Source organism: Flexithrix dorotheae DSM 6795, from assembly GCF_000379765.1.
Classification (GTDB): domain Bacteria; phylum Bacteroidota; class Bacteroidia; order Cytophagales; family Flammeovirgaceae; genus Flexithrix; species Flexithrix dorotheae.
This window is the reverse complement of record NZ_KB903445.1, coordinates 62,178-76,727: the sequence shown is the minus strand read 5'-3', so window position 1 is coordinate 76,727 and position 14,550 is coordinate 62,178. Positions and strand designations below refer to the sequence as shown.

The 14,550-nt window shown below is 32.9% G+C and carries 11 protein-coding genes; 5 read left to right on the top strand and 6 right to left on the bottom strand.

Going from position 1 to position 14,550, the window contains the following annotated elements; all coding sequences use genetic code 11:
• Positions 1-15: 15 nt before the first annotated feature.
• From A3EM_RS0118840 to A3EM_RS0118825, 4 genes are all read right to left on the bottom strand, one after another.
• Entirely contained in the window at positions 16-2,046 is a 2,031-nt protein-coding gene (locus tag A3EM_RS0118840) for a DUF3857 domain-containing protein (RefSeq protein ID WP_020529799.1), read from the bottom strand.
• The gene (locus A3EM_RS0118835) at positions 2,015-3,844 is read right to left on the bottom strand and encodes a transglutaminase-like domain-containing protein (RefSeq protein ID WP_020529798.1); all 1,830 of its coding nucleotides are present in this window, start codon (positions 3,842-3,844) and stop codon (positions 2,015-2,017) included. The genes A3EM_RS0118840 and A3EM_RS0118835 overlap by 32 nt, the downstream gene beginning before the upstream one ends.
• Positions 3,845-4,232: 388 nt before the next feature.
• Entirely contained in the window at positions 4,233-5,261 is a 1,029-nt protein-coding gene (locus tag A3EM_RS0118830; RefSeq protein WP_020529797.1) for a T9SS type B sorting domain-containing protein, read from the bottom strand.
• Between the two features lie 134 nt (positions 5,262-5,395).
• Positions 5,396-5,902, bottom strand: a complete 507-nt coding sequence (locus A3EM_RS0118825; RefSeq protein ID WP_157637967.1) for a hypothetical protein — start codon at positions 5,900-5,902, stop codon at positions 5,396-5,398.
• A gap of 1,407 nt (positions 5,903-7,309) precedes the next feature.
• Between A3EM_RS0118825 and A3EM_RS0118815 the strand changes: the two genes are divergently transcribed.
• From A3EM_RS0118815 to A3EM_RS0118800, 4 genes are all read left to right on the top strand, one after another.
• Positions 7,310-8,089, top strand: a complete 780-nt coding sequence (locus tag A3EM_RS0118815; protein WP_020529794.1) for a ParA family protein — start codon at positions 7,310-7,312, stop codon at positions 8,087-8,089.
• A gap of 5 nt (positions 8,090-8,094) precedes the next feature.
• Complete coding sequence (locus A3EM_RS0118810) at positions 8,095-8,454, top strand: hypothetical protein (protein ID WP_020529793.1); 360 nt, start codon at positions 8,095-8,097, stop codon at positions 8,452-8,454.
• 1 nt (position 8,455) lies between these two features.
• The gene (locus tag A3EM_RS45995; RefSeq protein ID WP_157637966.1) at positions 8,456-9,121 is read left to right on the top strand and encodes an antA/AntB antirepressor family protein; all 666 of its coding nucleotides are present in this window, start codon (positions 8,456-8,458) and stop codon (positions 9,119-9,121) included.
• A gap of 490 nt (positions 9,122-9,611) precedes the next feature.
• Positions 9,612-10,574 carry a hypothetical protein gene (locus A3EM_RS0118800; RefSeq protein ID WP_020529791.1) on the top strand — a complete coding sequence of 321 codons (963 nt, stop codon included), beginning with the start codon at positions 9,612-9,614 and terminating at the stop codon, positions 10,572-10,574.
• A 176-nt stretch (positions 10,575-10,750) separates the two neighbouring features.
• On the opposite strand, the gene A3EM_RS0118795 is transcribed toward A3EM_RS0118800, so the two are convergent.
• The gene (locus tag A3EM_RS0118795) at positions 10,751-10,990 is read right to left on the bottom strand and encodes a hypothetical protein (protein WP_020529790.1); all 240 of its coding nucleotides are present in this window, start codon (positions 10,988-10,990) and stop codon (positions 10,751-10,753) included.
• Positions 10,991-11,240: 250 nt separating this feature from the next.
• Between A3EM_RS0118795 and mobB the strand changes: the two genes are divergently transcribed.
• Positions 11,241-12,395, top strand: a complete 1,155-nt coding sequence (mobB, locus tag A3EM_RS42915) for a MobB family relaxase (RefSeq protein WP_020529788.1) — start codon at positions 11,241-11,243, stop codon at positions 12,393-12,395.
• 336 nt (positions 12,396-12,731) lie between these two features.
• On the opposite strand, the gene A3EM_RS0118780 is transcribed toward mobB, so the two are convergent.
• Positions 12,732-14,543, bottom strand: coding sequence for a RagB/SusD family nutrient uptake outer membrane protein (locus A3EM_RS0118780; protein ID WP_245576522.1), 1,812 nt, complete (start codon positions 14,541-14,543; stop codon positions 12,732-12,734).
• Between the last annotated feature and the right edge of the window lie 7 nt (positions 14,544-14,550).

Genomic DNA, 14,550 nt, shown 5'->3' with positions numbered 1-14,550 from the left:
TTTCCTTTATTCTCATTAAGCCTTTTTTAATTTTATAAGAAAACGCATATTCCGTACTTCATCAACAAAATCATTTAATTCCTTTAACTGTTTATATTCGGTTTTAGCAACTATATCTTTAATAATTTTATAGTTGGATTGAATAATCATTTGGTTATCACTGACATGTTGAAGATTAAAAATATATTGTCCTAACTTATTCTTGATTTCCCATTTATTTCTTTCATTATTTATTATTTCAATATCACATGGAAATTTCAAAATAAAAATGCAAAAATCGGTGTAGGTATAATCCAGATAAAAATTAAGATTGGTAGAATCTTTTTCACTGGCAATCTGGCTATGCTGAATTAAATCATCAAAAGTTACACTTACAATACTATCATTAATAAAGGAGATACTATTAGAAATTGATCCTTGTCCATTCATACTATAAACAAAAGGTCTGTAATTTTTTAATTCTATACTGGTAATAGAATCTATACTCAGGGAGGATTCATCCCCTTCAAATTCAGCTATAGTTTCATAAAAATCATGCAATTCCTTATCCTTGTCTAATAAACCATTAAAGCTTCTTATATCTGTTGACAATCCCCCTGCTACTGAAAAATTAGATTTAAAAGAAGTTTCTTGTTGATCTATATCCACATCACAATAAAAAGCCTGTTTTAAATAATTAAATTTTGGGTGCATCCCATGTAATTTAATAACTCTGGTAATCACTGAATCGACTTCGGCCATTTCCAAATCCATATTAATAAACTTATCTTTATTTTTTATTTTTTCAGTTAAAAAGGGTTTAGCAATTACCGCCTCTACATTATATAATGAAGTTGGAATTTCATTTACCTGATATTTAAACGCAATTTTGTGTGGATAAAGCAACTGTAAAGAACCGTTCTCAGATTCGAAAGCAAAAAAGATATGATCATATTCCCCTTTTCTAATGTAAAAAGGATCAATCCTTCCCAACCTCTTGCTCCTTGCAAAAACTGCCCAAAAATCAATTTCCAGATCTTCTAATAATTGTCTGTAAAGCCTTTTGATACTAATCGGATCAAAACGCATTTCTTTCAAAAAATAACCTGTAGTTTTGAACATTTCCTCACTATAAGGTTGCTCTATCTCAATGTTTTTATAAATATCGGCAAGTAATAGACTTAGCTGGTAGTATTTACTGCTGTCCTTTGCTTCTCCAATTACTCTTCGTTTCCACTTTTTGTAGTAAGAGGAATTTTCATAGTCAATTCGAAATGGCTGTGTAAATACGTTAAATTCCTGATTGTAAACATCTTTCCATGTTCTTAACTCACTCCCTCTGTTTTCTACTGAATAATAAATATAGGGTAATTCACAGGGTAAGCAGGTGTATTCGTTTTCTGAAACTCCATCTACCTGTTCCATTTTGAATAAACAATAAACCAAAGTATCATTGGAAAGGACTTGAGGTTCTGGAAATCCATTATAGGATTTATATCTTACCATTAAATTCGGAGGAGTTCTAATCGTAAATTCTGTATTCACACTTGGAATGTCACTATATAAATTCACAAAATCCTGAAGTTCATCGTAGTCTAAACCTTCCGAATAGGAATATATGGTCTCAATAGTATCGCCTGGTTCTACACCTGGGATGGGATAGTTAATTATTTCAACATGATCTTGTCTTTGTGATAGTTGTTCAAAAACCAGATTTGAATCTAATTCCACCATTGTGCCATCTGCTTTTAAGGTCTTAACTTTTAGACTTAGTAGTCGGTCGGCAACCTGACTCTTTAGATTAAGGAAAGCATATTCTTCAACTCCTGGTCTATTGTTAATCACCAATTTATTTTGGATTGTAGTTTTTCTTTTATAGCCTAACAAAAATTTTGAAACTACCACATCCGTATACGAATGCAAAAGAAAAGCATCTGCATTTTTACAATGCTCTGTAAAAGACTGATCAGGAATAGTGTCATTAGCAAAAATACTATTGCAGAAAAATAAAAATATCCAAAGGATACAGTAATATTTAATTCTTCTTTTTAAGAATAATTGGTTCATTGATTATCTTTTTGAATGATTTTAAAATATCATTAATATTATTGAGGTTCTCTTTTTCGATAAATAAATTGTCAAATGAAAATTCATAAATGAACTCAATAATAAGATCTGAAGGATTTGAAATCTTTAAGTTCAGAGATAAACCCTCATTGGAGAATGAGTGTTCAATCGGATTAAAATTCTGAAAAGATTCATCCATTTGGATCCTTAATTTAACTTTCTTTCCCACCGTACACCCAAGATAAGTTCCTTCTAGTAATGATTCCCGGTCCTCATTTTCTAAAATTCGAGGCAAAAAATCAATGAACAAAAAGTGATTATTTTCATCGCTAAATAACTTCCCAGAAATTGCTAACTTACCTTCTACATCAACCACATATTCATGGTTGTTAATTTCAAAATCAGTAATTGACTGATTTCCAAATACTGATTCATAATATTTTTCTCCAATATTTTTCATTTCCTCTTCACTAAAATCCATGAATTTATACCTTAAATTGTTCCCTGAAATACCATTATATTTTGCCTTAAATGCCCCATCCATCTGCATTTTTTCTGAATTAACTCGTAAGGTTATTTCATAGATAATTTCATTTTCAAGTGGTGTAAAACAGCTCATTTTGTAGAATTCACCACCATCCTGGGTAATAATTAAAATGGTACGCTCCTGTAAGCTTTGAATAGGGGTTTCAGGTAGATGTATTGGATCGGTAGGGTCTAAAAATATTGGTTTTTCATCAATATACGCCACACAAATCACGTGGTTCGCAGATCCCAATGATGGAAAATTACAATCGCTTATATGATTGTAAGTAGCTGCTAAAGCAACCTCACTTTGTATTCCTTTATAGTTTAAAGCCTCTGAAAGAAAATTTGATAAATCTTTGCAATCTCCCTGCTTACTGTTAAATACTTCATTAGCCTGAGAGGGGATAAAAGCACCCATTCCTATTTCAATGGCCACATACTTAAAATTGGTCCTTACATAATCATAAAGAATATTCATTATTTCTTTTTGATCTGAAACTCCCGCTGTAATTTCATTAATTTTACTAATAGTTTTGGGGTCGAGTCCTCTCCTATCCTTTACCTTCTTTAGATACCAATCATTCATATACTCCTTCTCTTTCCCTTGAAAAGCCTTCGGAACAACAACTGTTCGCATCATAGGTACTTTGAGGTTTCTATAAATACCATAATACCTCAATGGATTAGATGCTATTTTTGAAGGAACAACTTCAAGCGTCCAATTTGTAGAACCAACTAACTTGCTGGAATTTATTGAAAGGAACTCTAGTGAATCTTTATGAATAATGTTATGTGCAAACCAGAAATGATCAGGAATAGATACCTGATATTTCAAAGTATCTACATCATAATAGCTAAATAAAGGTAGGCCGGTAAAATACATCAGTTCCTTGCATTTTATCCTATATTCAACTTTGGCTTCTATATCGGGTGGAATGATTATGGCTTTAACTTTTCTACTGGTTATAAATTCAAATTCCACATCATCTTCCTTGATATACGGATTTTTTTCTGGTTTAAACCTTTTCCCTTTTTTAATAAACAATTTGATATCGGTTACCTCTTCCAATTCACTATCATAATAAATAGGAAACATTAGGGCATGATCACTCTTTTTCAATAAAACACTTACTTGAGTGGTAAATGAGGTGTCGTTTTCTATTTGAATATACTCATTTCTGGTATGAATATAAATATCCTGGGCAATCCCATAGAGTTGAATTAAAAATAAAATATGAAGGAACAGTAATTTTAAATATATTTTTTTCACTAGTTGAATGAAAGGTATTTAATAATCTGCTTATTGTTATGAAACTGACTGATACAATAGATATTTCATATAACGTATAAGTGTAAATGTATTGATTTACATATTTTTGAACAAATAAGCATTCTGGTAATAATGTAATATTTTGTTAAATCCCCTCCCTCGGGATGATATTCTATTTTAGTTACAACAGAGCTTGAAAGCAGGGTCGATATGAATGAACCAGTAAATAAAAAAATCATTTGGTAAGATTTTTATTGACAGGTATTATAAATTTCAACTATTTTTTTTACTAAGACTTACTATTTAGTATCGTTTAATTCCGAAAACTTTTGACAAAAAAATATAATCCCCAACTTCCACTGGCACGCTTCTCTTATCGCCTATATGTTTACTCTTTTATTATGTTTATGCTACCATTATAAGCTTCACCGTTCTTCATATTTCTAATATCATAATAATAAGTCCCTGACTCTATTCCCCCTCCTTTCCAGCCCCCACTTTTATAATACTTTTTAGAATAAACAGTTTCTCCCCATCGGTTAAATACTCTTAAATGCCAGTGACCTTTTTCAAAACCTTTTACAACAAAACTTTCATTATACCCATCACCATTCGGGGTAATTACATTAGGTATAAAAATGCACTTATCGTGAGTGATATAAATGGAATCTCTGAATACACCACAGCCATTATTGATCTCAGCCCAATACAGCCCCTCTTCGGTAACTTCAATGGTTGGTTCTGTAGACCTGGTATTCCACAAATATTTTGGGGTAGGTAAGTGGGGAGGGTAATAGGCGGTAAGTATCAAATTTTCATCTCTGCAAATAGTAGTATCCATCCCCAATTCAAAATTGAATGTTGGTGGTAAAACTGCCTCTTCTCTTAAATCATCAATTAAAATATGTCCTTCTCTGGTATCCTCTTCATCCTCATAATAGGCTTCTAAAATAATATAGTGGTAGGCTTTTGTTGGAGTGAAACTAAAATCAAATTTTGTCCAGGCATTACTTTCGGGAGTTGGAGAGGCCCATATTAATTCTTCCTTTGAACAAACATCGTTACCCAGCCAGATTCTTAGAATAACCTTTTCATCATTTCTGCTATAACTATTATTTCTTGCCGAATGGCTTAGCTTTATAGAATACTGATAACAGGAATCTGTGGAGAAAATTAAGTTTAATTTTTGAGAAACATACTCATTACCATCTCTGCCTATATATCCTCTGGTTACCATGGCTAAATATGTTCTACCATTTGAAGGATAGAGCCTCACATTTTGATGTCCAGGTTGCAAATTACTTGTGGTTTCAGAAATTTCACAATTCTCCCAAAAAGGTGCTGCTTTTCCAATATCAGTGCCTTCAAAAGAAGGGTTTGTTATCCTGTTTTGTCCATAAATATTTTGAACAATCAAAATAAAGAGTATTGATAAAATATTGAGGTGACTGGTTGACCACACTGTTTGTTTGAATGTTTAATTTTCTATGAATTATTCCTAGTCTTACTGTTGCCTAACTTAATCATAGATATATTTCATCTATTATTTGTCTATAATAATTTATCAAATACAAGCTTTTCAATAAGTTTGTCAGATGAACCTTTTGCTGATTCTGACAGTCCAAATGAAGCATCTACTTTCAAGTTAGCCCTCCAAACAGGAGTTTTTGAGTCAGGTTTAAATAACTTTATATCAAAGGTTGCTCCGGTATTTGTTGTTCCCCAACCATATTGATTAACAGTAGCTCTTCCTTCAGTTTGTTGAATAACCATTAATAGGTTGGGACCAAATTCATTTACTTTTTGCAAAATATCATCCTCACTTTCTAATGAGAGTGGCTCAAAATGATGGAATTTAGTCTTAACCCCTCTATTCTTTAAAGATTGGCCTAAATAATTATTAAATGAACTAAAGAATAATTTGGCACTTTCCGAACCCCTTTCCATAACATATAGCCTTCTAATTTTTTCATTAAAACCTGGCGATTTATTTGATGTTATATTCGTTGTAACACAACCAAATAATAGAATACAAAATACCAAAATTGATTTGCTCATAATTTTTTATTTTTTTATAAAAGGACAGCTCTTATTTGTTTTGTGGTTTTCAATTGTTGAAAAGTTTTTTTTTTGAATAATATAAATCCCCTATTGTACAATTTATCCTTGCAATTTTATTTGAAGTTAAAATTATCTGTTATTTAGACAATCACTTGACATTATTTTCTTCTATAAAATGAACTGTTTGATCACTATTTAATTTATTGTAATTGTAGCATATAATACTCTTTTATTCATTTTGGCTTGTGTTATTTCTTGCTATTTTCTATTCTTAATATTTTGCCAATTTTAAAATTTTTCCATTAGCACTAGGAAATAACCTTCCCAGTTACCCACGGTAATATTATTATTTGAACAGTTTAAAAAAATCACTTTATGAATTGCAAAAATCGATTTGTAAAAGTGAAGTTAACTCAACCTTAATTAGTTTTTTCAGGAAGAATCTCTGCTTAGAATTCAAATATCATAAACTCTAAACTTTTTTCAAAAAAAATATTTGACTTAACAAGTCTAAATCTTGATATTATACTATTTTTATGAATTTTATCACCTTTTTATATTGATTACTATCATCTTAATATTAAATTATTTTGGAAAATTTGTTATCCTGTGGAAGTATTACATTTTTGATAAAGTAAAAAAATAATTCCCATACCAATTGCTAGAGCAGTTAATTACAAGTTTTATTCCTGCAGTTGCTCTAAGTCGAATCGTTTTTCTCAATATTCCATTCTATCATTATTTCTACCTTTTTTTCATTTTAAACATTAGCTCTTGATTCCTCTAATCCTTATTCTGAGAAGGTTAATTTTTACCTATGCGTTTTTTTAAATTTATAAATATCTCTACTTCTTGATTCCCTTAAACTTCAAAGTTTTCCTTCTACTCAATTTTCATTTGTATTAAACTAAAAATATTTAATACTTATAACATTATATTATTAAATAAATATTATTAACATTATTAATACTGTATTGTAACAACAATACTATATCGATCATATTTTTTTATTAATATTAATAATATCATCTTTAGAATAATAAAGATGAATATATTTGTTATGATATTCCTGGTTTTTGATTTTTTACGATTTAAGCGAAAAAAACCATTGAATAATAGTTTTCCTTATTTTGAAAGAGAAAGCTTCTTAAATCGCATTTTTTTCACAAAAAATTTGAAATTGAAAATCATTGTTACTTTCATCAAAGTAAAAAATCATGAAAATCCATTACCTTGAAATTATTAATATGTTTAATACTATTAATACTGTATTAAATATTAAATATAATTAGTATTATATTATAATTTTAATATTGAAAATATTTTAAATATTAAATTAACTCATTATTATTGTGTTAATATTTTAATATAAATCATACTATAAACATTATTCATATTATAACAATGGTATTAGCAATTTCAAACCAAAAAGGGGGAGTAGGTAAGACTACCAGTGTTGGGGCAATAGGTGCAGCATTTGCAAAAATGGGAAAACGAGTAATTATGATTGACCTGGATCCACAAGCCAATCTTTCAACGGGATTAGGGATTAGCGAACCTGATACCTCCATAGATAAGGTACTTTTTGGGGAATGCTCAGTTGAGGAAGCTGTATATGAAATAGGTGATAATTTATACCTGATTCCCTGTACTAAATCTTTAGGTAGTTTCGAGATTGAAATGTTGAATGAGATTGGCAGAGAAAATCTCCTCAAAAAACAAACTAAATCTCTTAAGGAAGTGGCTGACATTATTATTTTGGATACTGCCCCATCTCTTGGGTTACTTACGGTTAATGCCCTGGCATTTTCCGATCATGTCATCGTTCCGATTCATGCCGAGAAATTTAGTATTGATGGTCTTAATGAAGTACTCATTACCATTTCAAAAATTAAAGAAGATATTAATCCTGGAATTACTTTTTCTGGCGCATTTTTCACTCAATTCAATAAGCAGAAATTATTGACAAGGGCCATGGAAACAGAAGTTATTGAATTAATAGGAGAAAACCTGCTATATAAGAATAGGATTCGGATTAATGTGGCTTTGCAAGAAGCCTATGCATTGGGTAAAACGGTTTTTGAATATGCCCCGGACTCTAATGGTGCAAAGGATTATCTCAAGTTATCCCAGGAAATTGGAAAATCAATTAATCTACATCAATCAGAAATGGTTGCTAAATAAAAACTATGGAAAGATCAAAAGCCAAAACTAGTGATCTCTTTAGAGGTACCACACGAAAAACAGCAAAGCATCCATTAGATGCCATTGCGGTAAATAAAGCAAAAGAACAGGAAAAAGTTTATGAGGAAGAACCACCTGAGAATGTGAGGCAAACCTTTTTACTAAACAGGGCGACATTAGAACGCATAAAAGATATCGTTTACTTCCAAAAAATTCAAGGCAATATTTATTATACCCAACAGGAAGTAATTGAGGAAGCTATTGATGCTTTGCTGGAGCAAATAGGGGAGGTTCCCGAAAGGCCTGAAGAAGAAAAGGAAAGGGAAAAAATGAGAAATGCCAAGCGAAGAACCAGAAAAAAGTAAAATGGAGCTCATAAAAATTTATCAGGGAAATATCATCTCCGCCCGAGAATTACATACTTTTCTAAAAGTAAAATCTAGGTTTAATGACTGGATTAATAATAGAATTAAGAAATATGAATTTCAGGAAAAGAGCGACTATACTAAAATTTTAGTACAGTTAGTAAGAGGGCAGGAGCAATACGATTTTCTTTTGTCTATCACCATGGCAAAGGAGCTTTGTATGGTAGAAAATAATGAATTAGGGAAGGAGGCCAGGAGATATTTCATTAAAGCGGAACAAACGCTCCAGGTCATAAAAAACAATAAAAGAATGGAAGCCTTTTCTAAATTGGAGGCTTCCAAAGAAAGGTTATTATCTAATATAAAAAATATTGGAGGGACCGAAAATGATTATATTCAAATTGATTTTGAAGGTAAAATGGTACTTTTTAATGGGAAGCCAATGGAGGATGTAGAACTTCCACTTATTTTACTGAAAGGTCGAGATTTTGCAACAGAGTTAACTAATGAGGGTTTTAAGGCCGGAATTGCCGATTTGGAGGAAGTGGAAAACCTAAACAAAAAGAACCATAAAGAAGTACGGGTGATGATAAAGCAAAATACGAATATGTTACCGGAAAATATGAATCCTGAAAAACCTGTCAATAATAAAAATATTGAAGAGTAGAAAAATTTTTTCTAAATAAAATTTTCTAATAAAAGATTTATTTCTTTTATTAATTATATAGAGAAAAAATGGTTTTCAATATATTGAAAACCAATAGGTTATACTCTTTTTTCCCGCATAATGTACAATTTTTGAGTCGTAATAGCCAATTGATAAGTCTTAATGTACAATCTGCAAGTCATATGTGATAAAGATTAAGTCAGAATGTACATCAATTAGGAATAAGTCATAATATCCAATAATTGAGTCATTTTATCCCGATATAAGTCATAATGTACATCAGTTAAGTCATAATGGACAGTAAATAAGTCAAAATATCCCTAATTCTGGTCATTATATACTCCATATAAGTCATAATGTACAAAATGTAAGTCAGAATAAACATCAAGCAAGTCATAATGTACATCCGATAAGTCATAATATCCCCAAAGCAAGTAAAAAAGAGAAAATTTTACTTGTACAGGAATGTTGGTTTGAATATTATTGAGTCATGGAAGAACAAGATTCAAATACCGTTAATTACCCGAGCCGATTGTTGAAGATTGAGACCAGGCAACAAATCAGGCAGTTATCAATTTTTGATAATAAAAATCAACTTAAACCGGATATTGCAAATGAGGTAAATAATTCCATTCATAGGATTTTAAAACTTAATGAGAATGGAAAAGACGAGTATTCAATTGAATTTCCACAGGAGATAGAGGATAGGCTTGATATTACCATTAGAGATAAAATTGCAAAGCAACTTACAGGTAACGAAGTAAGGTTATTGACTTCTGTGCTGATATTGGCACAGCTTGCCCAGTCGAGAAATGAACTGACTTATATGGAGAATATTAACAGGGCATCTTTTACAATCGAGCTGAGTATGTTGTATAAGTTTATGGGAATACGTTCTTCCGGTCAGGCCCAACGTAATCAGGTGAAAACCTCTTTTCAAAAACTTCATCATAGAGAATTTTTAATTCCCATTACCAAGTATAATCCGTCAAAGGGTATGGGACATGGATTTGAAATAAGAAGACTTTTAGAAATTCACTCCTTCCTTTCGTTTGAAAATGGCAGTAAAACTATTAAAGTGAGTGTGGATTCTTCCTTTTTAAATATTCCCTCTAACAAGCAACAATCATCCACTTATTTTGCTCTTCCAATTGATATAAATAAAAAATTAAGGGCAATTTCCACTGGTCGCCCTAATGTTGGGGTAGAACTTTTCATAAAGTGTTTGTATCAGGCCAAGCACTGTACTTCAGAGAATAAGGTAGAATATAGTTACAACCGCTTAGTGGAAATCATGAGACTTGACAAATACAAGCGTTCCAATAATTACAAGCGAATAAAGCCAACCATTGAAAAAGGAATGGATATGGCAAAAAAACTGGGTTTAGTATCAGAGGTAAAAGAGGAGGTGACAAAATTCGGTGAAATGAAGTTTGTAATCATCTTTGCTTAGTGGTTATTGACTCCTCAAAATTGATTTCATAATTTTTTATACTTTTAAAGGAATTGATCATTTGGCTTAAAATGAGCCCGTTGCACTCAGTATTTTTCATTTCAAGTTTTTCTTAAAATCTCTGCATCAATAATAAGCATATCATGGAAAAGGTGCAAAATATCAGGTTTGATCGATCAGGAAGTATTTAAGGTGAAAAGAATGGCTTTTCCTGTAGAACCGAGCCCAAAGGAGGGAGAAATTCCAACTGTCCCCATGGGATCATCAACTAAATTTGTATCTCCAAGTTGGTTACAATTAGGAAGTGGAAGTAGGGGAGGGGAAATTGTAAGCAAGATGGTATCACGCAGCGCATGATAGTGTGCTTTTGAGTGACGTATAAAATATTGTAATTCAGTAACTTGTAAAAATAACATGCGGCATATTATGCAGCATATAAATTATTATTTGCAGCATTTTCCAAAAATAGTTGACTTGAGTGGTCATAAAAGCTATTTTTATACAGCATATTAAGCCAAAATAGCTGCTGCATAGTGGAAAAGATTATAATTTCGGATAACCCAAACAGGTAAGTAATTACTTTAAAAAAAACAGCAGAAAAAGATTGAGAAGTGGTTTTCTTGATCTTATTCAACCCAACCACATTTATACAAGATTTGATCAGATATGTATGTTAAAATCCATCAAACGGGCAAATACGATTCCCACTACGATAACAATAGTGGGAGTTGTGGTGCATTGGTGGAATACCTGGAGAAGGAAAATGAGGGTAAGGACCTGTGGGAAGAGGAACATTTCTTTTCCCACGATGGGCAGGATTATCGTTCATTCCAGGTCAGGCATGCCATTGACAGCAATGGAGTAGGGGCGAAGCTGAAAAGCAAGGAGAGCAAGTTTTTTATGCTGACCATTAACCCCAGTGCAGATGAATTGGCACATATTGGCCATGATAAGGAAAAGTTAAAAGCCTACACCAGAGCGGTGATGGAAGAATATGCCAATAGTTTTGCCCAGACCTATAAAGACGGTACAAAAATACAGGGTAAAGATTTGGTGTATTTTGCCAAGGTAGAACATGAACGGAGCTATAAAAAAGAGGAAGCTAAATACCGGGAAGTATTTAAACATAACTATCAGGTGAGTGTAGAAATTAATGCCTTGAAAAGGGAAGTGGAAACATTGAAAGATAATGGTGGAAATCAGCAAAAGATCAATGCATTGTCTCAGCAGATTCTTAATCAAAACCAGAGTTATATCAAGGATAATTATGGAGAGGTAATTTTACCCGGAAGGAATAAAGGTGGTTCTCAGATGCATGTACATGTGATTGTATCGAGAATGGACAGGAAGAAAGAAGTGCGGTTATCACCATTTTCCAAACCCCGGAATGGGAAGGTAAAACTGAATGGAAAGGAGCATAAAATAGGTTTTGATCGCCATCAGTTTGTAGGAAGGACAGAGGAAATATTTGATAAACAATTTGGGTATGTAAGAGGGTATGAAAACAACTATGCCTACCGACATGCCAGAAAGCACGATGCAGTGAAGTATTTGGATATGGTGATCAATACTCCTAAATCACCAGAAGGGCTGGCTCGTTACATGTTGGAGAAGGCAATGAGGCAGAACAGGGAAGTCAGGAGTTTGATGCATATACCGACCACTGTTGGAGGGGTAAGGCAAAAAGTGATGAACAAAGTAATAGATGAAGTGGCGAAATCTATGGCCATATCTCCGGCAGGATTGCCAGTGCAGCTGATTAAGAAAGCATTGCAACTGGCTATAAAGCCTATTACCCGTGGGATTCAGTTTGGGTATTGAATAATAAAAAGACAGAAGATTTTTTTACTGATAAATTCAAATTTTAGCTGGCTTAAAGTATTTTACAAAGCAATCCTTAGACAGAAGTCAGTTTACACTCTCGAGAAAATTAATGAATATTTCAACAAAATATTTCTCCCAACGAATGGAGATAAATTCATCCTTGAACCATGGATATATTGAAAAGACCGCTTTAAAAGATTTAATATTGAGTAACAATACTTAAAAATTCAAAAGCAGTCTTTTTTACAATTCAACCAGAATACAATATTCTTATCCCATGTTTGCCTTAATTAACCATGAGATTATTTGTCTTAATCCCAAATTGAAACTTAGTTAATATCCAGGGTTTTGCTCCACGTTAGGATTTTGACCTATTACTGCTTGAGGAATAGGACTCATGTACATTCTGGGATGAAATGCCACTTCGTACTTCTCTTCTGGCTCCACACTATAGATCAGTGGTCCTGTTGCATCATCTTCATTGGTATATCGAATAACCATATTGTGACGAGCTTGATTCATCACTACTTCGGCCTGCTTTAGCCTCTTGTTATCCCAATATCTCTTGTTCTCAAAGCAAAGCTCAACACGTCTTTCCCGGAGGATTTCTTCACGCATTTCATCCTTCGATAATCCAGGCTTTATAATACTAAGTTTTGGAAGATTACTTCTTTCACGCAATTGATCAATGGCATCGTAAACCGAAGCATCTGGTCCATACGCTTCATTTTGTGCTTCTGCAAAATTTAGTAAAACTTCAGCATATCGATAAAAGATATAATTTTGTCCACTAGCATCATTTGCTGGTTTTGCGTCAGGGTTCAACCTCTTTTTCTGATAATACCCCGAATCTCCAACATCGGTCTTACCTGCTAGGTCAATTTGATTAGTTTTATCAGGGTTTGCATATGTCTTGTTGATTCTTGTATAAATGGTATCAGTAGTTGGCATCCAATCCATTTTATAGGGCGCTCCATCATATACAATGGCCTCGTAAAACCTTTGCTCTCTATTAACATATGGATTCTGAGGGTCGTATCCTGACCCTGGATCATTTATCCGCAAGCCATTAGCCATTAAAAATGCATCGACTACTTCCTGGGTTGGATTATAATTCCCCCAGGTCATATATTGACCTAAAACGTAGGTGACTCCTCCTCTACGTTCGTAGTTGCTGCCCATTCCACCAACATCCGCTAAGATTTGCCTATCCCATATTATCTCCTCGTTGTATTCGTTTGAAGCTCTAAAAAGGTTTTTCATATCTGGAAATAATCCATAAGGTCCGCCATTTCCATACTCATCAATAAACTTCTTATTAGTTGCTGCTGCTGTTGCCCATCTGGTAGGGTCAGCGTTGCCAAAAGAAACATAATTGCCTGGATCTGATAAATAAGCACTTCCACTATTAAATAATGGACTGGCTGCGAATAATTCTATCCAACCTTTCAGCGCAAGTGCTGCACCTAAAGTTGCACGACCTGCATCTAAGTTTCCAGCATCATATTTAATGTCGAGATATTCATTATTTACTATTTCCCCAAGTTCACCAGTTATGAAATTAAAGGTTTCTTCAAAAGTAGCTCTTGGCTTTCTCATTTCTTCATCAGTCATAGTATTTCGATCCAAAGGCTCTGTTAAGATCGGAATACCTCCTACATGCATGAAATACTCACTATAGAAGTAAGCTCTCAAGAACCTTGCTTCATCCATACGCTTGTTGTAATATTCCACCGAAAAATTCTCTTTATTTTCGTCTATCTTCTGAATATAGGTATTTACTTTTCTAACCTTTGTATAAAATGTACTCCAGTCAAATCCATCGGTAGGACCGTGTGTCCCCCCCCAATTACTACCAGTACTATTTGCCGGTGCCTGACAGACACCCTGCCTCCAGTTTGAAGCGGTATAGTAATGACTTATATTATAGTCATCAGTATAATAATCTAATTGCTCAGCAAAATTACTTCTTCTGGGTACCTCACTGTAAACATCATTTAAAAATATATCCGCATTCGATTCAGTTTGCCATTGGGTAGCATCGGTTAGATTGGTCTTGTTGACATTTTCTAAAAATTCTTCCTGATCGCAAGAAATAGCCGTCAATACTAGGAGTGCTGATAATACCAATTGTTTTATAGACATAATTATT